Source organism: Burkholderia sp. KL41, assembly GCF_057005415.2.
This window is the reverse complement of sequence record NZ_CM174446.1, coordinates 1,007,794-1,027,996: the sequence shown is the minus strand read 5'-3', so window position 1 is coordinate 1,027,996 and position 20,203 is coordinate 1,007,794. Positions and strand designations below refer to the sequence as shown.

Annotated in this window: 19 protein-coding genes; 14 read left to right on the top strand and 5 right to left on the bottom strand. The window is 67.3% G+C overall.

Annotated features, from left to right (window positions below):
* Positions 1 to 151 precede the first annotated feature (151 nt).
* The 9 genes from PQB87_RS04830 to ureG all read left to right on the top strand — a co-directional run bounded on the left by PQB87_RS04830 (position 152) and on the right by ureG (position 7,545).
* Positions 152 to 883, top strand: a complete 732-nt coding sequence (locus PQB87_RS04830) for a type IV toxin-antitoxin system AbiEi family antitoxin domain-containing protein (protein ID WP_124545230.1) — start codon at positions 152 to 154, stop codon at positions 881 to 883.
* On the top strand, positions 883 to 1,875 hold the full coding sequence (locus PQB87_RS04825; protein ID WP_048024230.1) for a nucleotidyl transferase AbiEii/AbiGii toxin family protein: 993 nt from the start codon (positions 883 to 885) through the stop codon (positions 1,873 to 1,875). Before PQB87_RS04830 ends, PQB87_RS04825 begins: the two co-directional genes overlap by 1 nt.
* Positions 1,876 to 2,098: 223 nt before the next feature.
* Positions 2,099 to 2,974, top strand: a complete 876-nt coding sequence (locus PQB87_RS04820) for an urease accessory protein UreD (protein WP_489242641.1) — start codon at positions 2,099 to 2,101, stop codon at positions 2,972 to 2,974.
* Between the two features lie 236 nt (positions 2,975 to 3,210).
* On the top strand, positions 3,211 to 3,513 hold the full coding sequence (locus PQB87_RS04815; RefSeq protein ID WP_006491064.1) for an urease subunit gamma: 303 nt from the start codon (positions 3,211 to 3,213) through the stop codon (positions 3,511 to 3,513).
* 8 nt (positions 3,514 to 3,521) lie between these two features.
* Positions 3,522 to 3,827 (top strand): urease subunit beta, encoded by a 306-nt coding sequence (locus tag PQB87_RS04810; RefSeq protein WP_021161917.1) that lies wholly within the window; start codon positions 3,522 to 3,524, stop codon positions 3,825 to 3,827.
* Between the two features lie 28 nt (positions 3,828 to 3,855).
* Positions 3,856 to 5,562, top strand: a complete 1,707-nt coding sequence (gene ureC / locus PQB87_RS04805; RefSeq protein ID WP_060372256.1) for an urease subunit alpha — start codon at positions 3,856 to 3,858, stop codon at positions 5,560 to 5,562.
* Positions 5,563 to 5,586: 24 nt separating this feature from the next.
* On the top strand, positions 5,587 to 6,216 hold the full coding sequence (gene ureE, locus PQB87_RS04800) for an urease accessory protein UreE (protein ID WP_153487935.1): 630 nt from the start codon (positions 5,587 to 5,589) through the stop codon (positions 6,214 to 6,216).
* Positions 6,203 to 6,883, top strand: a complete 681-nt coding sequence (locus tag PQB87_RS04795) for an urease accessory protein UreF (RefSeq protein WP_042976674.1) — start codon at positions 6,203 to 6,205, stop codon at positions 6,881 to 6,883. Before ureE ends, PQB87_RS04795 begins: the two co-directional genes overlap by 14 nt.
* 14 nt (positions 6,884 to 6,897) lie before the next feature.
* A complete protein-coding gene (gene ureG / locus PQB87_RS04790) occupies positions 6,898 to 7,545 on the top strand; it encodes an urease accessory protein UreG (RefSeq protein ID WP_027788168.1) in 648 nt (215 codons plus the stop codon).
* Positions 7,546 to 7,613: 68 nt separating this feature from the next.
* Here the strand turns inward: ureG and waaA are convergent, their stop codons facing one another.
* The 4 genes from waaA to PQB87_RS04770 all read right to left on the bottom strand — a co-directional run bounded on the left by waaA (position 7,614) and on the right by PQB87_RS04770 (position 12,535).
* Complete coding sequence (waaA, locus tag PQB87_RS04785; protein ID WP_153487933.1) at positions 7,614 to 8,972, bottom strand: lipid IV(A) 3-deoxy-D-manno-octulosonic acid transferase; 1,359 nt, start codon at positions 8,970 to 8,972, stop codon at positions 7,614 to 7,616.
* A 37-nt stretch (positions 8,973 to 9,009) separates the two neighbouring features.
* Positions 9,010 to 9,894, bottom strand: a complete 885-nt coding sequence (kdoO, locus tag PQB87_RS04780) for a Kdo hydroxylase KdoO (protein ID WP_059498375.1) — start codon at positions 9,892 to 9,894, stop codon at positions 9,010 to 9,012.
* 75 nt (positions 9,895 to 9,969) lie between these two features.
* Positions 9,970 to 10,965 (bottom strand): lipopolysaccharide heptosyltransferase I, encoded by a 996-nt coding sequence (waaC, locus tag PQB87_RS04775; protein ID WP_021161705.1) that lies wholly within the window; start codon positions 10,963 to 10,965, stop codon positions 9,970 to 9,972.
* 175 nt (positions 10,966 to 11,140) lie between these two features.
* Positions 11,141 to 12,535 (bottom strand): phosphomannomutase/phosphoglucomutase, encoded by a 1,395-nt coding sequence (locus PQB87_RS04770; RefSeq protein ID WP_021161706.1) that lies wholly within the window; start codon positions 12,533 to 12,535, stop codon positions 11,141 to 11,143.
* Between the two features lie 263 nt (positions 12,536 to 12,798).
* Here PQB87_RS04770 and PQB87_RS04765 point away from each other — a divergent pair, with 263 nt between their 5' ends.
* Genes PQB87_RS04765 through PQB87_RS04745 form a run of 5 tightly spaced genes read left to right on the top strand, consistent with a single transcriptional unit; the run spans position 12,799 to position 18,236 of the window.
* Positions 12,799 to 14,055 carry a lipopolysaccharide biosynthesis protein gene (locus tag PQB87_RS04765; protein ID WP_060342830.1) on the top strand — a complete coding sequence of 419 codons (1,257 nt, stop codon included), beginning with the start codon at positions 12,799 to 12,801 and terminating at the stop codon, positions 14,053 to 14,055.
* Positions 14,052 to 14,876 (top strand): glycosyltransferase, encoded by an 825-nt coding sequence (locus tag PQB87_RS04760; RefSeq protein WP_021161709.1) that lies wholly within the window; start codon positions 14,052 to 14,054, stop codon positions 14,874 to 14,876. The genes PQB87_RS04765 and PQB87_RS04760 overlap by 4 nt, the downstream gene beginning before the upstream one ends.
* A 51-nt stretch (positions 14,877 to 14,927) precedes the next feature.
* Positions 14,928 to 16,064, top strand: a complete 1,137-nt coding sequence (locus PQB87_RS04755) for a glycosyltransferase family 4 protein (protein WP_489242638.1) — start codon at positions 14,928 to 14,930, stop codon at positions 16,062 to 16,064.
* Between the two features lie 15 nt (positions 16,065 to 16,079).
* Positions 16,080 to 17,102 carry a UDP-glucose 4-epimerase GalE gene (gene galE / locus PQB87_RS04750; RefSeq protein ID WP_027788178.1) on the top strand — a complete coding sequence of 341 codons (1,023 nt, stop codon included), beginning with the start codon at positions 16,080 to 16,082 and terminating at the stop codon, positions 17,100 to 17,102.
* A gap of 27 nt (positions 17,103 to 17,129) precedes the next feature.
* Entirely contained in the window at positions 17,130 to 18,236 is a 1,107-nt protein-coding gene (locus PQB87_RS04745; protein ID WP_059685663.1) for an MraY family glycosyltransferase, read from the top strand.
* 88 nt (positions 18,237 to 18,324) lie between these two features.
* Here the strand turns inward: PQB87_RS04745 and PQB87_RS04740 are convergent, their stop codons facing one another.
* Positions 18,325 to 20,199, bottom strand: a complete 1,875-nt coding sequence (locus PQB87_RS04740; protein ID WP_048024247.1) for a polysaccharide biosynthesis protein — start codon at positions 20,197 to 20,199, stop codon at positions 18,325 to 18,327.
* Positions 20,200 to 20,203: the final 4 nt, after the last annotated feature.

Genomic DNA, 20,203 nt, shown 5'->3' with positions numbered 1-20,203 from the left:
GTCAACGTGCCAGCTGGATCATGTCCTTCCCGAGGCGTAGCTTGAGGCGTGACGGGATCCGGTGAATCTGGCGCGATAGCGTTATAAAATTGCAGATAATCAAACATACTCTATATATACTGCAATCAGACAACGCCCTGATCACGCCACGATGAGCAATAAAACAGTCCAGCGGTTGATGCAGGAGACCCTGCGCGGTTACCCCATCGATTCTGAAATGCTTCGAAACATGGGCGTGAGCGCGGCTTTGGCGTCACATATGGTCAAGTCCGGCTGGCTGCAACGCCTTTCGAAAGGTACCTACCTGCTGACCGGCGACACGCCCTCTCGGGACGGCATCATCGCGCATCTTGGCCGACGCGTCCCCGGCATCCACGTCGGCGGCAAAACAGCCCTCGCCTGGCAAGGCGTTCGCCACAACATCGCATTCAAAGAGAAAGTCATTCTCTGGGGCCCGAGACCCTATCGCATCCCCTCATGGGTCGCGGAGCACATGCACTACACGTACCAGACCACTGCGTTGTTCGACGAATCGTTGCCCTATTCGTTCGGGCTGACGCAGCTTCCCGCCGGGGGACCCGACGTGCTTGTTTCCGTGCCGGAGCGAGCCATACTGGAGCTTGCAAGCGACATCGGAAAGGGACAGTCATTAGAGGAAGCATCCAACCTGGTGATCGGATTGCGCAACCTGCGCGTCAAAACGCTGGACGTACTTCTACATCACTGTACGAGCGTGAAGGTAGTACGACTGGTGCGGGACCTTGGACAAGGTGCGGATTTTCCGTGGGCACGAGAACTCCAGAAGCACGTCAACCGTCTCGGCGAAGGCACGCGATGGTCGAACAAGATGAAAAACGGCAAGCGACTCACACTCAAACCGTGATGAACCAGACCTACGTAGACACCGTCCGGCTGATGCTCTCGATTGCACCGATCGTCTTCGACACGCCGCGCTTCGCGATGAAGGGCGGTACCGCACTCAACCTCTTTCTCCATGACATGCCACGTCTGTCGGTCGATATCGATGTCGTGTTCACCGATCGAGGCCTGAACCGCGAAGAAGCGCTCGATGCGATCGACCAGGAGCTGGATCGAACCCGGAAGCAAATCGAGGCCGAGGGACATGCGACGGAGTTCTCGGCCGCCTCGTCGTCCGGGAAAGCGAAGGGCGACGACGTGAAGCTCGTCGTCATTTCCGGCGCGACCGCCGTCAAGGTCGAGGTCAACTACATATTCCGGGGCACATTACTCGACCCCGTCCGGCGCCTCCTCACAAAGCAAGCCGAGGACACCTTCAGCACCAGCGTCGAAGTCCCGACGCTTCACGACGCGGAGCTCTATGGCAGCAAGCTGGTGGCCGCATTGGACCGCCAGCATCCGCGCGATCTTTTCGACGTGATGCATATGTATGCGCACCACGGGTTGCGCCCGGATATCGTGGATGCGTTCGTGGGCTATCTGTCCGGGCATAACAGGCCGATTCACGAAGTGTTGTTTGGACCGAAGCACTCGATGGCAGAGGCCTATGACTCCGATTTCGTCGGCATGACGGTCGAACCCGTCGACCTGGCGGTGCTCGAAACAACTCAAGAACGGCTCCATCGGGAACTACCCGCATCGCTCACGGAGAATCATCGTCGATTCCTGATATCGCTGGTCCGGGCCGAGCCGGACTGGTCCTTGATGCCATACGCGCATCTGCGCGAGTTGCCGGCCCTGAGATGGAAGCTCATCAACCTCGAGAATCTCAAAAAGAAAAAGCCGGAGGTGTTCGCACAGCAGGAGTCGGCGCTCCGCGAGAAATTCGCCGCGCTGGACAGCGAACACGCGTCAGCCGACACGGAGACCGACACCATGCCACCGAGCCAGGCGTAAACGCGCCAGCAGCGTGCCACCATTCTCGCGTCGCTCGGGCCCGTCGCACTGCTCTGACGCTCCACGGCATGGCGCGCCATCAGACATGTACGGCCATGCTTGTCACGCAGAAGATTGGGGATTCGACCCAACCCGGCGCTTTCAATGAACGCCGCATCTGGATTATTGTTCCGGTAGCATCCACGTTCTTCGCACCCGCTTCCTCGTTTCCCGTTCGCCGCCGATGTCCGCCCCCGATTCGCATGCTCCGCTGTCCCGCCCCGCCGTCGCCAAGTCGTGGCGCGGCCGCCTCGAACTCGGCTTCGAGCGGCACGGTGCACGCACGACGCTTGCGCACCGGCTGCACGACGGCCCGCTGCGCGTGCAGCGGCCGCTGTACCCGGAAGGCGATGCGATCTGCCACGCGGTGATCGTGCACCCACCGGGCGGCGTCGCGGGCGGCGACCGGCTCGACATCGACATCGCGCTCGGCGACGGCACGCACGCGGTCCTGACAACGCCCGGCGCGACCAAGTGGTACAAGTCGAACGGCCTCGACGCGACGCAGCGCATCGGCATCACGGTCGGCGACCACGCGAAACTCGACTGGCTGCCGCAGAACAACCTGTTCTTCGACGCGGCGCATGCGTCGCTCGCTTTCACGGTGAAGCTCGGCACGGAGGCAAGCGCGATCGGCTGGGACGCGACGCAGCTCGGCCGGCAGGCGGCCGGCGAAACGTGGTCGGCCGGCCGCATCGCGTCGAGCGCGGCGCTCGTCGATGCCGACGGTCGGCCGCTGTGGACCGAACGCGCGCTGCTCGATGCGCACGATCCGCTGCGCGGTGCGCTGCAGGGCCTCGCCGGCTTTCCGGTATACGGCACGTTGTGGGCCGCCGGCGCCGCATGCGACGCCGCGCTCGCCGAATCGCTCGCCGCGCGGATGCCGTTCGATGCCACGCTGCGCGCGAGCGCGACCTGCGTGACACCCGGTGTCGTGCTGGTGCGCGCGCTGTCGACGTCGATGGAAGCGCTGCAACGCCACTTCACCGACTGCTGGCTGCATCTGCGGCCGATCGTGCACGGCGTCGACGCACGGCCGCTGCGCCTCTGGCAAACCTGAGCACGGTCGCGCCACGCACCGTTTCGATGCAGCGCCGCGGCCGGCGCTGCACGTTGCCCATGCATCGCGCACCAGGAACGCGCATCGCGCCGCGTTCCATGCACATGGCACGCGCCTTGCTGCTTACATAACCGATACACGACGCACGCAAAACAGCGCGGTGCTACGATGACCCGCGCGTTCGCCCCGTTGCCCACGCACCGATAAAAATTACGTTTTACTGAACGTTTGCCTTCATGAAACTGACTCCCCGAGAGAAGGACAAGCTGCTGATCTTCACGGCGGCGCTGCTGGCCGAGCGCCGTCGCGCACGCGGCCTGAAGCTCAACTATCCGGAGGCAGTCGCCTTCATCACCGCCGCGCTGATGGAAGCCGCGCGCGACGGCAGGACGGTCGCCGAGGTGATGCATTACGGCACGACGCTGCTCACGCGCGACGACGTGATGGACGGCGTGCCGGAGATGATTCCCGACATCCAGGTCGAGGCGACCTTCCCCGACGGCACGAAGCTCGTGACCGTCCATCACCCGATTCCGTGAGGCCCCGCATGATCCCCGGCGAAATCCTCACCGACGACGGCGAACACGAACTGAACGCGGGCCGCGCGACGCTCGCGCTCGTCGTCGCGAACACCGGCGACCGCCCGGTGCAGGTCGGCTCGCACTACCACTTCTTCGAAGTCAACGACGCGCTGTCGTTCGATCGCGCGGCCGCGCGCGGCTTCCGCCTGAACATCGCGGCCGGCACCGCCGTGCGCTTCGAGCCGGGCCAGACGCGCACCGTCGAGCTGGTCGCACTCGCGGGCGATCGTGCCGTCTACGGTTTTCAGGGCAAGGTGATGGGGCCGCTGTAAGCCGCGCCCCGCTCTTCAGGAACAGCACATGACATTACGCTTGAGCCGCCGCGCGTACGCGGAAATGTTCGGGCCGACGACGGGCGACCGCGTCCGGCTCGCCGATACCGAACTGCTGATCGAGATCGAACGCGATTACACGACCTACGGCGAGGAAGTGAAATTCGGCGGCGGGAAGGTGATCCGCGACGGCATGGGCCAGTCGCAGCGCGTGGCCGCCGACGTGCCCGACACGATCATCACGAACGCGGTGATCCTCGATCACTGGGGCATCGTGAAGGCCGACATCGCGATCAAGCACGGCCGCATCGCCGCGATCGGCAAGGCCGGCAATCCCGACATCCAGCCGGGCGTGACGATCGCGATCGGCGCCGCGACCGAAGTGATCGCCGGCGAAGGGCTGATCGTGACGGCCGGCGGCATCGACACGCACATCCACTTCATCAGCCCGCAGCAGATCGACGAGGCGCTCGCGTCGGGCGTGACGACGATGCTCGGCGGCGGCACCGGCCCCGCCACCGGCACCAACGCGACGACCTGCACGCCGGGCCCGTGGCACATGGAGCGGATGCTGCAGGCCGCCGACGGCTGGCCGATCAACCTCGGTTTCCTCGGCAAGGGCAACGCGAGCCTGCCGCAGCCGCTCGTCGAGCAGATCGCGGCCGGCGCGATCGGGCTGAAGCTGCACGAGGACTGGGGCACGACGCCCGCCGCGATCGACAACTGCCTGTCGGTGGCCGACGACACCGACACGCAGGTCGCGATCCACACCGACACGCTGAACGAAGGCGGCTTCGTCGAATCGACGGTCGCCGCGTTCAAGGGCCGCACGATCCACACGTACCACACCGAAGGCGCGGGCGGCGGCCATGCGCCCGACATCCTGAAGGTGTGCGGCGAGTCGAACGTGCTGCCGTCGTCGACCAACCCGACGCGCCCGTACACGATCAACACGCTCGACGAGCATCTCGACATGCTGATGGTGTGCCATCACCTCGATCCGTCGATCGCCGAGGATCTCGCGTTCGCCGAATCGCGGATCCGCCGCGAGACGATCGCGGCCGAGGACATCCTGCACGATCTCGGCGCGCTGTCGATGCTGTCGTCGGATTCGCAGGCGATGGGCCGCGTCGGCGAAGTGATCATCCGCACCTGGCAGACCGCGCACAAGATGAAGGTGCAGCGCGGCGCGCTGCCGGAAGACGGCACACGCAACGACAACTTCCGCGCGAAGCGCTACGTCGCGAAGTACACGATCAACCCGGCGCTCACGCACGGCATCGCGCACGAAGTCGGTTCGATCGAACCCGGCAAGTGGGCCGACCTCGTGCTGTGGGAGCCGGCGTTCTTCGGGATCAAGCCGTCGATGATCCTGAAGGGCGGGATGATCGCCATGGCGCAGATGGGCGACCCGAACGCGTCGATCCCGACGCCGCAGCCGGTCCACTATCGCGAGATGTTCGCGACGCGCGGCGGTGCGCTCGCACGCACGTCGCTGACCTTCGTGTCGCAGATGGCGGCCGATGCCGGTATCGCGGAACGCTACGGCCTCGCGAAGCGGATCGTGCCCGTGCGCAACTGCCGCAACGTGACGAAGGCCGACATGATCCACAACGCATGGCGCCCGTCGATCAGCGTCGATCCCGAAACCTACGACGTGATCGCCGACGGTCAGTTGCTCACCTGCGAGCCGGCCACGGTGCTGCCGATGGCGCAGCGTTATTTCCTGTTCTGATTGCCGGTTTCCGGTTCCTGCTTCATGCGCACCCTCGACAAACGTATCGCCCCGAACGTGAAACTCGCCGCGTCGCTCGTCGCGCGCGCGCCGACGCTCACGCTCGCCTATGACGCCCGCTGCAAGAGCCGCCTCGCGGCGACGCTCGACACCGGCGAAGACGTCGCAGTGCTGCTGCCGCGCGGCACGATCCTGCGCGACGGCGACGTGCTCGTCGCCGACGACGGCGCGCTCGTGCGCATCGCCGCGGCCGCCGAAACCGTGCTGCGCGTGCGCGCGGCCGATCCGCTCACGCTGATGCGTGCCGCGTATCACCTCGGCAACCGTCATACGCCGGTCGAGATCGGCGACGGCTACCTGAAGCTCGAGGCCGACCCGGTGCTCGCGGACATGCTGCGCCGGCTCGGCACGCAGGTCGAGGAAACGCAAGCGCCGTTCCAGCCGGAAGCCGGCGCGTACGGCGGCGGACACAAGCACGGGCACGATGCGACGTTCGCCGAGGATTACGCGCTTGCGCAACAGGTGTTCGGCGAGCATCACGGCCATTCACACTCGCACTCGCACTCGCACTCGCACGATCACGATCACGATCACGATCACGATCATCAGCATGGTCCCGGATGCACGCACGGCCACGGCCATGACCACCACTGAACTCGTCGCGCTGCTGCATCTCGCGTCGCCGGCGCTGCCGATCGGCGCGTACAGCTATTCGCAGGGCCTCGAAGCCGCGCTCGACGCGAACCTGATCCACGACGCCGATTCCGCGCGCGACTGGATCGCCAGCGGCCTGACCGACGTGCTCGCGCACGGCGAGTTGCCGTTCCTCGCGCACCAGCTCGCGCGCTGGCACGCGCACGACACGCACGCGCTCGTCGCCGAAAATGCATGGTTCGTCGCGAGCCGCGAATCGGCGGAACTGCGCCGCGAGACCGAACAGATGGGCTGGTCGCTCGCGCAACTGTGCGCGTCGCTCGAATGGGGCGATGCCGCGCGCCGCGCGACGCTCGCGGCGATGTCGCCGATCGCGCTGCCGACCGCATTCGCCTACGCGGCCGCCGCGCACGACGCGAGCGCCGACGCCGTGCTCGCCGCGTACGCATTCGGCTGGGTCGAGAACCAGACGTCCGCCGCGCTGAAGGCCGTGCCGCTCGGCCAGCTCGCCGGGCAACGCATCATCGTCGCGCTGCGCGGCGCGATCGACGCGGCCGTACGCCGCGCGCTCGCGACGCCGCCCGACGCCGTCAACACGTTCGCGCCGCAGCTCGGCATCCTGTCCGCACGGCACGAAACCCAGTATTCGCGGTTGTTCCGCTCCTGAACACGACACACGCCATGAACGCACCCGCACCCTCCCCCGCCCGTCGCACGAAGAAACTGCCGCCGCTGCGCGTCGGCATCGGCGGCCCCGTCGGCTCCGGCAAGACCACGCTGCTCGAAATGCTGTGCAAGGCGATGCGCGAGCGCTACGACCTCGTCGCGATCACCAACGACATCTATACGAAGGAAGACCAGCGGCTGCTGACGGTTGCCGGCGCGCTGCCCGAGGAGCGCATCATGGGCGTCGAGACGGGCGGCTGCCCGCACACGGCGATCCGCGAGGATGCGTCGATCAACCTCGAGGCCGTCGACCGGATGCTGTCGCGCTTTCCCGACGCCGACATCGTGTTCATCGAATCGGGCGGCGACAATCTCGCGGCGACCTTCAGCCCCGAGCTGTCGGACCTGACGATCTACGTGATCGACGTCGCGGGCGGCGAGAAGATTCCGCGCAAGGGCGGCCCCGGCATCACGAAGTCCGACCTGCTTGTGATCAACAAGACGGACCTCGCGCCGCTGGTCGGCGCGAACCTCGACGTGATGGCGTCCGACACGAAGAAGATGCGCGGCGAGCGGCCCTACGTGATGACGAACCTGAAGGCGCTCGAAGGCGTCGCGGACGTGATCGCGTTCATCGAGAAGAAGGGTTTGCTGACGGTGTGAGGTGAGCGGCGTAGCGGCGCGCTGCGACGCCGCCACGCGTGCCGGGGCGGCATCGCGCCGCCCGCCGTCTATGCGTCGCCGGCGGCGTCCTGCACGCCCGGCTGCACATGCGCGCCGGCTTCGGCGGGCGGCAGCAGTGCTGCGAGCACGTCGACCGTGCGCGCGGTCGCGCCGCGGTGACGCGCAGCGAACGCCGCGCCGGCCGCGCCCATCGCGATGCGCCGCGCGTTGTCGGCAAACAGCGCGTCGAGCACGTGCGCGAGATCGAGCGGATCCTCGACCTGCAGTGCCGCGCCGGCCGCGACCGCGTCGGCGGTCGCCTGCGTGAAGTTGAACACGTGCTTCCCGATCAGTACCGGCACGCCGACCGCGCACGCTTCGATCAGGTTCTGTCCGCCGAGCGGCAGCAGGCTGCCGCCGATGAACGCGATGTCGGCGGCCGCGTAATACGCGCCGAGCTCGCCCATCGAATCGCCGAGCAGCACCGTCACGTCGTCCGGCAGCGGCTCGGCGGCCGGCCGGCCGGCCGCGAGTGCCGCCGCGTCGGCCGCCCATGCGGAGCGTCGCACGCACTTGAGCCCGTTGCGCCCGACGAGCGCCTCGACCTCGGCGAAACGCTGCGGATGACGCGGCACGAGCACCAGCAGCGCGCCGGGCGTACGCATCGCGGCGAACGCCTGCAGCACCAGCGCCTCCTCGTTCTCGCGCGTGCTCGCGGCGACCCACACGGGCCGCGCGCCGATCGCGTCGCGCCACGCATGGCCGCGCGCCGCCAGTTCCGGCGGCGTCGTCATGTCGAACTTCAGGTTGCCGAGCACGGTGACGTTGCGCGCGCCGAGCGACGTCAGCCGCTCCGCATCGGCCGGGCTCTGCGCGAGCACGCGCGAGAAGCCGCCGAACACGTCGCGCGTCGCCGCGCCGAACTTCGCCGCGCGCCGGAACGAACGCGCGGACATCCGCGCATTGGTCAGCACCAGCGGCACGTCCGCGCGGCGGCACTCGTCGATCAGCGTGGGCCACACCTCGGTTTCCATCACGAGGCCGAGCGTCGGCCGCCACGCGCGCAGGAAGCGCCGCACCGCGCCGGGCATGTCGTACGGCAGGTAACAGCGCAGCACGCGATCGCCGAAGATCTGTTCGCCGGTCGCGCGGCCGCTCGGCGTCATGTGCGTGAGCAGGATGCGCGCATCGGGACGCGCGCGCATCAGCGCGTCGATCAGCGGCTGCGCGGCGCGCGTCTCGCCGACCGACACCGCATGCACCCAGATCAGCGGCGCGCGGTCGTCGCGCGAGCGGCCCGCCACGTGGCCGAAACGTTCGGCGACGTGCTCGCGATAGCCGCGCTCCTTGCGCGAGCGCACGTAGAGCCGGATGACCGCGGCCGGCGCGACGAGCCACCACAGCGCGCGATAGATCACCCGCAGCATGCGGCGGCCCTCGTGTTGCGTCGAAGCAGGTGCGCGCTCAAACCAGCGCCCTGCCCTTCAGGCGTTCGAGAATGCCGAGCGGCGCGCATTCGCGGCGAACCATCGCGTCGACCGGCAGGAAGAACGTCTGTTCGAGCATGAACTGGCCGGACATCACAGCGTGCGAAGTCTGATCCGAGAAACATATCCACACGCAGCCCGGCGGAAACGGCATCGTCTCCTGCGGGCTGGTCTTCTGGTAGTCGAGATCGGCCTTCATGCTGTCGTGCAGGTTCAGCATCAGGTGGTCGTACGCGCTGCGCGGCGACTTCGTCACGTGCAGCAGGTTCAGCAGCCACGCGGCACCCGGCAGCTGCGGCTTGATGCGCGGCAGGAAGCGCTTCGCGACATCCTCGAACGGCTCGCCGACGCGCCACACGCGCGGCACGCCGGCCGGGTTCACGTTCGTGAACACGCGCAGGATGCGCTCGCCGTAGTTGGGCCGCGACGGGAACGCGTCGACGTGCAGCCGGCTGTCGTCCTTGCGCCAGGATGTCTGGCGCGTCTCGACCTGCATCAGCCGCAGGCTCGTCGGCGCGACGCGCAGCTTGCCGCGGTATTCGGGAAACAGGCCGTCGACGAGCGTGCCGGCCTGCTGCTGGAAACGCGCGACGAGCGCGCGCACCGCCGACTGCGTGACGCTGTCGCCGAGCACGCCGACGAGCGCGCCGCCGTTCGGCGCGAGGCTGATGTTCTTGCGTTTCGGGTCGGCGAGCGCCGGATCGAGCAGCGCTTCCTCGCCGCCTTCGATCGCGAAGCGCAGGTGCGGGAAATACAGCACCTTGCCTTCCTCGACGGCGGCCAGCAGCTGCTCGCGCGGCGCCGACAGGTTGTGTCCGCTCCAGTCGGCGGACGGGACTTCGATGATCTGGGATTCGCTCATGATCGGTTCGCTTGGGTTCGCGCGGATTCGTGCGGGTGCGTGCGGGTGCGTGCCGGTTCGTGCCTATGGCGGGCGTTACAGGAGACCGAAGCCCGCGAGCGCCGACTTCACCTGCGCGATCGACGGGGGTTGCCCCGCCGTGCCGAGATTGACGACGTTCGGCGACCAGTAGCCGCCGGTCCGCCAGGCCGTCGCGAAATTGTACAGTTCGACCGTCGGACGCTTCAGCGCCGCCGCGATGTGAACCAGACCTGTGTCAACCCCGACGGTGGCGGCCGCGCCGTCGATCAGGCCGACCACCGCCGGCAGCGACAGCTTCGGCGGCACGATCGCCGCCGCGCCGAATTCCTTCGCGAGCCGTTCGCTGGTCGCGCGCTCCGCGTCGTTGCCCCACGGCAGCACGAGCGACGCGCCGCGCCGCACGAGCGCCTGGCCGAGCTCGATCCATGCGGCGTCCGGCCACTGCTTGTCGGCACGCGACGTCGCGTGGACGAACACCACGTACGGCACCGGCAGGTTCAGGCCGAGCGCGGCCACCGCGAGCGCCGCCGCGCGCGTATCGAGGCCGAAGTCGACCGGATCGGCCGGCGTCGGCGCCGGATCGCCCAGCGCGGCCGCGACAAGTTGCCGCGAGCGCTCGACGACGTGCGTGCGCGGCGCGATCGGCACCCGCTTGCGATAGAAGAAACGCACGGGCCACTCGTAGCCGGCGCCGTCGGTGCGGTTGCCGAGCCCGACGAGCGGGCCGCGCGCCCAGCTCGCGACCCAGGCCGTCTTGATGAGGCCCTGGCAATCGATCACGAGGTCGTACTGCTCGGCCGCGAGGCGCTGGCGGAACGCGCGGATCTCGCGCCACGTGGCGCCCGAGAACGGCTTCTTGCGCCAGCGCCGCAACGAAAACGGCAGCACGTTGCGCACGCCGTCGACGAGCTTCACGAGGTCGACGAAGCTTTCCTCGACGAGCCAGTCGATCTGCGCATCGGGGTGGCGGCGCCGGATATCGGCGATCACCGGCATGTTGTGCACGACGTCGCCCAGCGACGACACGCGCACGATCAGGATCTTTTGCACGCTGAAAAAACGCCGGCTGGCCGCCGGCGACAGGCATAAAGACGCGATTTTATCGCGCCCGGGGGGGCGGACAGACAAAAAGCGGCCGCACGCCTTGGGCATGCGCCGCTTTTCGGAGCCGGCGCGACGATTGGACCCACCCTCGCGCCGTGGGCGGCCTGCCGGCCGCCGATGCTCAGAACGGCAGCTTGACGTCCGGCTTCGCGGCCGTCAGCACGCGGCGGAAGTCTTCCTGGATACGCTCGAGCCCTTCCTGCGTCTCGGCCTCGAAACGCATCACGACGACCGGCGTCGTATTCGACGAACGCGCGAGGCCGAAGCCGTCCGGGTACTCGACACGCAGGCCGTCGATCGTCACGACTTCCTCGGCGCCGTCGAACTTCGCCTCTTTCTGCAGCTTGTCGATCAGGCGGAAGTTCTCGCCTTCGTCGAGCCAGAGCTGCAGTTCAGGCGTGCTCATCGCGTCCGGCAGGCTGTTGAGCAGCGCGCTCGGGTCGGCCGTCTTCGCGAGGATCTCGAGCAGGCGCGCGCCCGTGTAGAGGCCGTCGTCGAAGCCGTACCAGCGATCCTTGAAGAACACGTGGCCGCTCATTTCACCGGCGAGCGGCGCACCCGTCTCGCGCAGCTTCGCCTTCACGAGCGAGTGGCCCGTCTTCCACATCAGCGGCTCGCCGCCCTTCGCTTTCACCCATTGCGCGAGATGGCGCGTGCACTTCACGTCATAGATGATCTGCGCGCCCGGATTGCGCGACAGCACTTCTTCCGCGAACAGCATCAGCTGGCGGTCCGGATAGATGATCTGGCCGTCCTTCGTGACGACGCCCAGGCGATCGCCGTCGCCGTCGAACGCGAAACCGATCTCGGCGTCGGTGTCCTTGAGCGCCTGGATCACGTCCTGCAGGTTTTCCGGGTGGGCGGGATCGGGGTGGTGGTTCGGGAACGTGCCGTCGATGTCGGTGAAGCGCTCGACGAGCTCGCAGCCGAGCGCCTTGAACAGGCGCGTCGCGAGCGGGCCAGCCACGCCGTTGCCGGCGTCGACGACGAGCTTCATCGGGCGGGCCGGCTTGATGTCGCCGACGATGCGCGCGATGTACTGGTCGGCCACGTCGAACTGTTCGTACGAGCCGCTGCCCGTTTCAAAGCGCTCGTCGACGATGCGGCGGTACAGCGCCTGGATCTGCTCGCCGTAGATCGCGGCGCCGCGCAGCACCATCTTGAAGCCGTTGTAGTCGGGCGGGTTGTGGCTGCCCGTGACGACGATGCACGAATCGACGCGGCGCTCGCCGTCCTTCAGCGCGAGCGGCACGTTCGCCGCGAAATAGCCGACCGGCGTGGGCACCATGCCGACGTCGACGACGTCGACGCCCGCCGCACGCAGGCCGTCGGCAAGCGCGCCGACGAGCTCCGGCCCGGACAGACGGCCGTCGCGCGCGACGACGACCGCATCGCCGCCCTGCGCGCGCACTTCGCTGCCGAATGCCCGGCCGATCCCGCGCGCCGTGTCGGTGTCGAGCGTCTTGCCGACCACGCCACGAATGTCATATGCCTTGAAGATGGATTGGGAGATCATCGATTCACTTCTCTCAGTTGCATGCATGGAAAATTGTCTGGCTTGCCTGGCCGCCGCTCGCCGGTGCCGCGCATGATACATGCCCGCCCGGCAAGGAGCGCACCCGCTGGCGCAGAACGGCGGAAGCCACCCCGATCCCACTTATAATCGCGGGTTTTGATGACGCGCATGCCGCCCATTTTAATGCCTAGCCGTCCCGTCGCCGCCGACCTGCAGCCCCCGGGCGCCCTGCCGGCCCCCTTGCGCGCACGCCGCCACAGCGCATGCTGAAGCGCTTCGGCAACCCGGACGTCGCGAAGGCCGTCGCGAATCTCGTCTGGCTGGGGCTCGAACGGCTCACGCAGATCGGCGTCGCGATCGCGATCAGCGGCCTGCTGGCCCGTTATTTCGGGCCGGATGTGTTCGGCAAATGGCAGTATGCGAATACGCTCCTCCTGGTACTGGCGCCGCTCACCTGGGTGTGCGGCGCGGAAATCCTTGTCCCGACCATCGTCCAGCGCCCGCCCGCCCAGCTCGGCGCGGTACTCGGCAGCGCATTCGCGCTGCGCATCGCCGTCTCCGCCGCCGCGCTCGTCGCGACCTGGATCGCGATCGCAGCGGGTGCCTTCGATCCGCTGGTCGGCGCGATGCTCGCCGGCCTGGCGGTCACGATGGTGTTCCGCGAACCGTTCGTCGGCGTCATCAACGCGTGGCTGCAGAGCATGACCTACAGCAAGCCGCAGCTCGTCACCAGCATGGTCACCGCGCTGGCGAAGGCGCTGCTCGTCTGGCTGCTCGTCCGTGCGGCCGCGGGCCCCGCCCGCTTCGCGTGGCTGTGGGCGCTCGAGGCCGCCGCCATCGGTATCGCGCTGATGCTGTACTACCGGCATCGTAACGGCGGATCGCTCGGCTGGACGTTCGACAAGCCGCTGTTCAGGCACTTTGCGACCGCCGGCACCGTGTTCTGGCTCGGCCTCATCTGCATGTACCTGTTCCTGAAGCTCGACCGCCTGATGCTCGAGCGTCACGTGTCGTTCGCCGATCTCGGCCGCTACTCGGCCGCGCAGCAGCTCAACGAGAACTGGATCACGCTCGCGCTGATGCTCGCGCAGACGATCGCGCCCGCCTTCGTCTATCGCGTGCAGGACGTCGCGCGGCTGCGCCGCAACATCGTCCGGCTGATCGCGATGACGGCCTGCCTGATGACGGCCGGCGCGCTCGTGCTCGACGCCGCCGCCCCGCTGATCGTCGGCAAGGTGTTCGGCCACGGCTACGAGGCGTCGGTCGACATCTTCCGCTGGGCGGTCTGGCTGTCGGTGCCGGCCGGCATCGAGGCGATAGGCAATCTTATCGTTCTCAAATATCAAGCAAAATTCGTGTTGCTGTCGAAATGGCTGCTCGCGCTCGCGATCGCCGCGCTCGTCAACCTGTTTGCGATCCCGCGGCTCGGCCTGTACGGCGCGCTCGTCGGGCTGGCGGCCGGCTATCTGGCCGCCGCCGCCGTCAACTTTTATTACATCCGTTTCAAGCTGCGACCATGACGTCCCCTGATTGCCCGACCCCGCTCGACGACGTGGCCGTGCTGATGCCGGCCTACAACGGGCACGACGACGTCGTTCGGACCCTCGCATCGTTTCGCGAGGACACACCCGTGCACGTGCTGATCGTCGATGACGGCAGCACGCCGCCGATCGTCGCGCCCGACCTGCCCGGCCTCACGATCGACGTGCTGCGCATGCCGGAGAATGGCGGCATCGAGCGCGCGCTCGCGGCCGGCATCGACGCGCTCGCCGCGCGCGGCTTTCGCTTCGCGGCCCGCATCGACGCGGGCGATCTCGCCGCGCCACAGCGCCTCGCAAAGGAGCGCGCATATCTCGGCGCCCATCCGCGCGTGGCCTGCGTCGGCATGTGGACGCAGGTCGTGTCGCGCGCCGGCGAACCGCGCTTCATGCTGACGCCGCCCGCCGATCCGCGCACGCTGCGCCGCACGCGCTTTCTGCGCTCGCCGCTCGTGCATCCGTCGGTCATGCTGCGCATCGACGCCGTGCGCGAAGTGGGGAACTATCGTGCGAAATACCGTGCGGCCGAGGATCTCGATCTTTTCTTGCGGTTAATGCAACGCTACGATTGCGCGAACCTGCCGGAACTCGGCCTCTATTACGAACTGAACGAGGGCGGGATCAGTGCGACCAAGCGCCGGCGCCAGCTGGTGTCGACGCTCACGCTGCTGTTGAGCCACTTCAACGCGCTGAACCCGTACGACTGGGCCGGCCTCGCCAAGAACCTGCTGCATTTCGTGACGCCGTACCGTACGTTGCAGCGGATCAAGCAGACGCTGTTCGCCGCCCGGCCGTCCGCCTGACGCGTAGCCGGCGTTTTCGGCCATTTCGACGCTTTATTTTTTCTTTTTTTCATGTCCGCCACCTCCCCGCTGCGCATCGCGCTCGTCTGCAACACGGCCTGGGCGATCTACACGTATCGCCACGGGCTGATCCGCGCGCTCGTCGCGCGCGGCGCCGACGTCCTCGTGATCGCACCGCACGACCGCACGGTGCCCTTGCTCGAGCAGATGGGCTGCCGCCACGTGGCGCTCGCGGTCGCGTCGAAAGGCACGAGCCCGCGCGAGGATCTCGGCACGCTTGCCGCACTGTTCCGTCATTACCGCGCGCTGCAGCCCGATCTCGTGTTTCACTACACGATCAAGCCGAACATCTACGGCTCGGTCGCCGCGTGGCTCGCGCGCGTGCCGTCGATCGCGGTGACGACCGGGCTCGGTTACGTCTTCATCCAGAAGAGCCGCGCGGCGAGCGTCGCGAAGCGCCTGTACCGGTTCGCGTTCCGCTTCCCGCGCGAAGTGTGGTTCCTGAACCGCGACGATCTCGCCACCTTCACCGACGAGCAGTTGCTCGCGCATCCCGATCGCGCGCGGCTGCTGCACGGCGAAGGCGTCGATCTCGAACAGTTCGCGCCGGTGCCGCTGCCGGCCGGCAGCGCCCCCGTCTTCATCCTGATCGGCCGCCTGCTGTGGGACAAGGGCGTGCGCGAATACGTGGAGGCTGCGCGCGTCGTGCGCGAATGCTTCCCGAACGCGCGCTTCCAGCTGCTCGGGCCGCTCGGCGTCGACAATCCGAGCGCGATCGGCCGCGCGGATGTCGATGCGTGGGTCGGCGAAGGCGTCGTCGAGTATCTCGGCGAAGCGCACGACGTGCGCCCCCATATCGCGGCGGCCGACTGCGTCGTGCTGCCGTCGTACCGCGAAGGCGTGCCGCGCACGCTGATGGAGGCATCGGCGATGGGGCGCCCGATCGTCGCGACCGACGTGCCGGGCTGCCGCGACGTCGTCGCCGACGGCGAAACGGGCTTCCTGTGCCGCGCACGCGACAGCGCGAGCCTCGCGGAGCAGCTGCTCCGCATGATCGAACTCGGAACGGCCGGACGCGACGCGATGGGCGCGCGCGGCCGGCAGAAGGTCGCGGCGGAATTCGACGAACAGCAGGTCGTCGAACGCTACCGGCGCACCATCCATTCGTTAACCGGCATCACCCTCTGAAGGAGCGCATCTGCAATGACCGCTAAAGGCACCATCCTCGTTACCGGCGGTGCGGGCTACATCGGCTCGCACACGGCCGTCGAGTTGCTCGACAACGGCTACGATGTCGTGATCGTCGACAACCTCGTCAACAGCAAGGCCGAATCCGTGCGCCGCATCGAGCGGATCACCGGCAAGACGCCCGCGTTCCATCAGGTCGACGTGTGCGACGAAGCCGCGCTCGCCAAGGTGTTCGACGCGCATCCGATCACCGGCACGATCCATTTCGCGGCGCTCAAGGCCGTCGGCGAATCGGTCGAGAAGCCGCTCGAGTACTACCAGAACAACCTCGGCGGCCTGCTCGCCGTGCTCAAGGTAATGCGCGAGCGCAACGTGAAGCAGTTCGTGTTCAGCTCGTCCGCGACCGTGTACGGCGTGCCCGAGCGCTCACCGATCGACGAGTCGTTCCCGCTGTCCGCGACGAATCCTTACGGCCAGTCGAAGCTGATCGCCGAGCAGATCCTGCGCGATCTCGAGGTGTCGGACCCGACGTGGCGCATCGCGACGCTGCGCTACTTCAACCCGGTCGGCGCGCATGCGAGCGGGCTGATCGGCGAGGATCCGGCCGGCATCCCGAACAACCTGATGCCGTATGTCGCGCAGGTTGCCGTCGGCAAGCTGGAAAAACTGCGCGTGTTCGGCTCCGACTACCCGACGCCGGACGGCACGGGCGTGCGCGACTACATCCACGTCGTCGATCTCGCGAAGGGGCACATCGCCGCGCTCGACGCGCTGGCGAAACGCGACGCGAGCTTCGTCGTGAACCTCGGCACGGGCCAGGGCTACAGCGTGCTGGAAGTCGTGCGCGCGTTCGAGAAGGCATCGGGCCGCCCGGTGCCGTACGAACTCGTCGCGCGCCGCCCGGGCGACATCGCCGAGTGCTACGCGAACCCGCAGGCCGCGGCCGACATCATCGGCTGGCGCGCGACGCTCGGCATCGAGGAAATGTGTGTCGACCACTGGCGATGGCAGGAGGGGAACCCGCGCGGTTTTGTATAATCCGCTGTCCATTTTTCGAGCGATCCCATGCTCAGCTTCGCGTCCGGCTTCATCGTCTCCCTGCTCGTCACGCTGTTCATCGTGCGCTACGCGCACCTTCACGAGAAATTCTCGGTCGACAGCGACCTGGCCGGCGTGCAGAAATTCCACGTGCGGCCCGTGCCGCGCGTGGGGGGCATCGGGATCCTCGCCGGGGTCGTCGTTGCCGCGCTGATTCTGTCCCGGCACTATCCGACGATCGCGGGCAGTATTCTCGGCATCGCGGCCTGCGGGCTGCCGGCGTTTCTGTCCGGCCTCGTCGAGGACCTGACCAAACGCGTGTCGCCGCGCGCGCGGCTGCTCTGCACGATGGGCGCAGCCGCGCTCGCGTTCTGGCTGATGGGTATCGCGGTCACGCGCATCAGCGTGCCGCCGCTCGATTTCCTGCTCCACTACGCGGCCATTTCGGCGTTCATCACCGTGCTCGCGGTCGCGGCGCTCGCGAACGCGGTCAACATCATCGACGGCTTCAACGGGCTCGCGTCGATGGTCAGCTTCATGATGTTCGCATCGCTCGCTTACGTGGCGTTCCAGGTCCGCGACCCGGTCGTCATGTCCGCGTCGATCATCATGATGGGTGCCGTGCTCGGCTTCTTCCTGTGGAATTTCCCCGCCGGGCTGATCTTCCTCGGCGACGGCGGCGCCTATTTCATCGGCTTCATGCTCGCGGAGCTCGCGATCCTGCTCGTGATGCGCAACCGCGAGGTATCCGCGTGGTACCCGGTGCTGCTGTTCATGTACCCGATCTTCGAGACCTGCTTCTCGATCTACCGGAAGAAATTCATCCGCGGCATGTCACCCGGCATCCCGGACGGCGTGCACCTGCACATGCTCGTGTACAAGCGGCTGATGCGCTGGGCCGTCGGCACGAAACACGCGCACGACCTCACGCGCCGCAATTCGCTGACGTCGCCGTACCTGTGGCTGCTGTGCCTCGTCGCGGTGATACCCGCGACGCTGTTCTGGCGGCACACGGTGCACCTGTTCGTGTTCGTCGTGCTGTTCGCGCTGACCTACGTGTGGCTGTATCTCAGCATCGTGCGGTTCCGCGTGCCGCGGTGGATGGTGGTGAGGAAGGAGCGGCGCAGCCACTGAACCGCTCATAACCCGGCATGAAAAAAGCGCCCCGCGGGGCGCTTTTCTTTTGCTCGGAGCGACTGCCGCGCCGCCGCGGCAAAGGCCGTCAACGGTTCGACGCGACCCGCACGCTCTTCAGGGCCGGCACGGCGGCCGTCTGATACTCGGGCACCCAGCGGCGCAGATCCCGCCGCACTTCGTCGTCGGGCAGCACGCGATGCTGCATCAGCCACGGCAGGAGTTCGTCGAGGAAATTGTCCGGCACCTCGCGGGCACGTGCGATCCGCAGTTTCGGATGCGGTGTGCGCGTCGTCGCTTCGTCGTCCGCGAGCAGTTCCTCGTAGAGCTTCTCGCCCGGCCGCAACCCGGTGAACTCGATCCGGATCTGCTCTTCCGAGAAACCGTACAGGCGGATCAGGTCGCACGCGAGATCGACGATCTTCACCGGCTCGCCCATGTCGAGAATGAAGATTTCGCCGCCATGCCCCATGCTCGATGCCTGCAGCACGAGCTGCGACGCTTCTGGGATCGTCATGAAGAAGCGCGTGATCTCCGGGTGTGTGACCGTGACCGGGCCACCCTTCGCGATCTGCTGCTGGAATTTCGGGATCACGCTGCCGGCGCTGCCGAGCACGTTGCCGAAGCGCACGGTCTCGAACTGCGTGCGCCCGCTCGTCTGCTGCAGTGCCTGGCAGGCCATTTCGGCGAGGCGCTTGCTCGCGCCCATCACGTTGGTCGGATTGACGGCCTTGTCGGTCGAGATCAGCACGAAGTGGCGCACGTCGTGGCGGATCGCCGCACGGGCCACGCGGTACGTGCCGAGCACGTTGTTGCGCAGCGCCTGCCATGCGTTGTGCTCTTCCATCAGCGGCACGTGCTTGTACGCGGCTGCGTGGAACACGATGTGCGGCGCGTGGCGCGACATCACCTGGTCGAGCAGCAGCGAATCCTTCGCATCGCCGATGATCGGCAGGACAGGCAGGTCGGGGAAGCGCTCGCGCAACTCCTCGATCAGCCGGTACATCGCATATTCGGACAGATCGAACGCGACGAGCTGCGCAGGCGCGAAGCGCAGGATCTGCCGGCACAGCTCCGAGCCGATCGAGCCGCCTGCGCCCGTCACCATCACGACGCGGCCGCGCAGCAGCGCCTCGACGTGCGGCGTGTCGATCGTCACGGCATCGCGCCCGAGCAGATCCTCGAGATCGATGTTCCGCACCTGCGACAGGAAGCCCTGCCCCGGCATCAGCGCGGTCAGCGACGGCAGCACCATCGCCTTCACGCCGGCACGCACGCACAGCGTCGCGACGCGACGCTGCGTTTCGACGGAGGCCGACGGAATCGCGATGATTGCGTATTCGACCTTCATCGCGTCGGTCCAGTGCTTGAGGTCGTTGAACGAGCCGAGCACCTTGTAGCCGTAGATTTCGCGGCCCTGCTTCGTGACGTCGTCGTCGAGCAGGCCCACGAGGCGCCATTCGCCGGAGCGCGACAGTTCGCGCGCGAGACTCGCGCCGGCCGTGCCGGCGCCGAGCACCAGCACCGGCTTGCCCTTGCCGACGAGGCCGCCGTACAGGTAGTACTCTTTCGTCGCACGATACAGCGCGCGCGCGCCGCCCATTGCCAGGAACAGCATCAGCGGCGACACGAGCAGTACCGAGCGCGGAATGATCGGCACGGGCTGGAACATCACGGCGCCGATCATCACGATCACGCCGCCGCCGACCACCGCCTTCGCGATACGCATCAGGTCGGGCAGGCTCGCGAATACCCACAGCCCGCGATACAGGCCGAATATGTGGAACATCAGCGCGTATACGGGCAAAACCCACGTCAGCGCCATGAGCGCCCCGCCGAGGAAATCGGGTGGAACGCTACCGTTGAAGCGGACGAGATAAGCAAACAACCACGCGGCAAGAACCGCCAGCAGGTCGAACAGGAAAGCACTCAGTGACAGCCAAGATGCTTTGGATCGCAACATCGGC

Bases quoted from the DNA above. Each gene is read 5' to 3' on its own strand.
- PQB87_RS04830 (WP_124545230.1), top strand. From the start codon at position 152: ATGAGCAATAAAACAGTCCAGCGGTTGATGCAGGAGACCCTGCGCGGT.
- PQB87_RS04825 (WP_048024230.1), top strand. From the start codon at position 883: ATGAACCAGACCTACGTAGACACCGTCCGGCTGATGCTCTCGATTGCA.
- PQB87_RS04820 (WP_489242641.1), top strand. From the start codon at position 2,099: ATGTCCGCCCCCGATTCGCATGCTCCGCTGTCCCGCCCCGCCGTCGCC.
- PQB87_RS04815 (WP_006491064.1), top strand. From the start codon at position 3,211: ATGAAACTGACTCCCCGAGAGAAGGACAAGCTGCTGATCTTCACGGCG.
- PQB87_RS04810 (WP_021161917.1), top strand. From the start codon at position 3,522: ATGATCCCCGGCGAAATCCTCACCGACGACGGCGAACACGAACTGAAC.
- ureC (WP_060372256.1), top strand. From the start codon at position 3,856: ATGACATTACGCTTGAGCCGCCGCGCGTACGCGGAAATGTTCGGGCCG.
- ureE (WP_153487935.1), top strand. From the start codon at position 5,587: ATGCGCACCCTCGACAAACGTATCGCCCCGAACGTGAAACTCGCCGCG.
- PQB87_RS04795 (WP_042976674.1), top strand. From the start codon at position 6,203: ATGACCACCACTGAACTCGTCGCGCTGCTGCATCTCGCGTCGCCGGCG.
- ureG (WP_027788168.1), top strand. From the start codon at position 6,898: ATGAACGCACCCGCACCCTCCCCCGCCCGTCGCACGAAGAAACTGCCG.
- waaA (WP_153487933.1), bottom strand. From the start codon at position 8,972: ATGCTGCGGGTGATCTATCGCGCGCTGTGGTGGCTCGTCGCGCCGGCC.
- kdoO (WP_059498375.1), bottom strand. From the start codon at position 9,894: ATGAGCGAATCCCAGATCATCGAAGTCCCGTCCGCCGACTGGAGCGGA.
- PQB87_RS04770 (WP_021161706.1), bottom strand. From the start codon at position 12,535: ATGATCTCCCAATCCATCTTCAAGGCATATGACATTCGTGGCGTGGTC.
- PQB87_RS04765 (WP_060342830.1), top strand. From the start codon at position 12,799: ATGCTGAAGCGCTTCGGCAACCCGGACGTCGCGAAGGCCGTCGCGAAT.
- PQB87_RS04760 (WP_021161709.1), top strand. From the start codon at position 14,052: ATGACGTCCCCTGATTGCCCGACCCCGCTCGACGACGTGGCCGTGCTG.
- PQB87_RS04755 (WP_489242638.1), top strand. From the start codon at position 14,928: ATGTCCGCCACCTCCCCGCTGCGCATCGCGCTCGTCTGCAACACGGCC.
- galE (WP_027788178.1), top strand. From the start codon at position 16,080: ATGACCGCTAAAGGCACCATCCTCGTTACCGGCGGTGCGGGCTACATC.
- PQB87_RS04745 (WP_059685663.1), top strand. From the start codon at position 17,130: ATGCTCAGCTTCGCGTCCGGCTTCATCGTCTCCCTGCTCGTCACGCTG.
- PQB87_RS04740 (WP_048024247.1), bottom strand. From the start codon at position 20,199: ATGTTGCGATCCAAAGCATCTTGGCTGTCACTGAGTGCTTTCCTGTTC.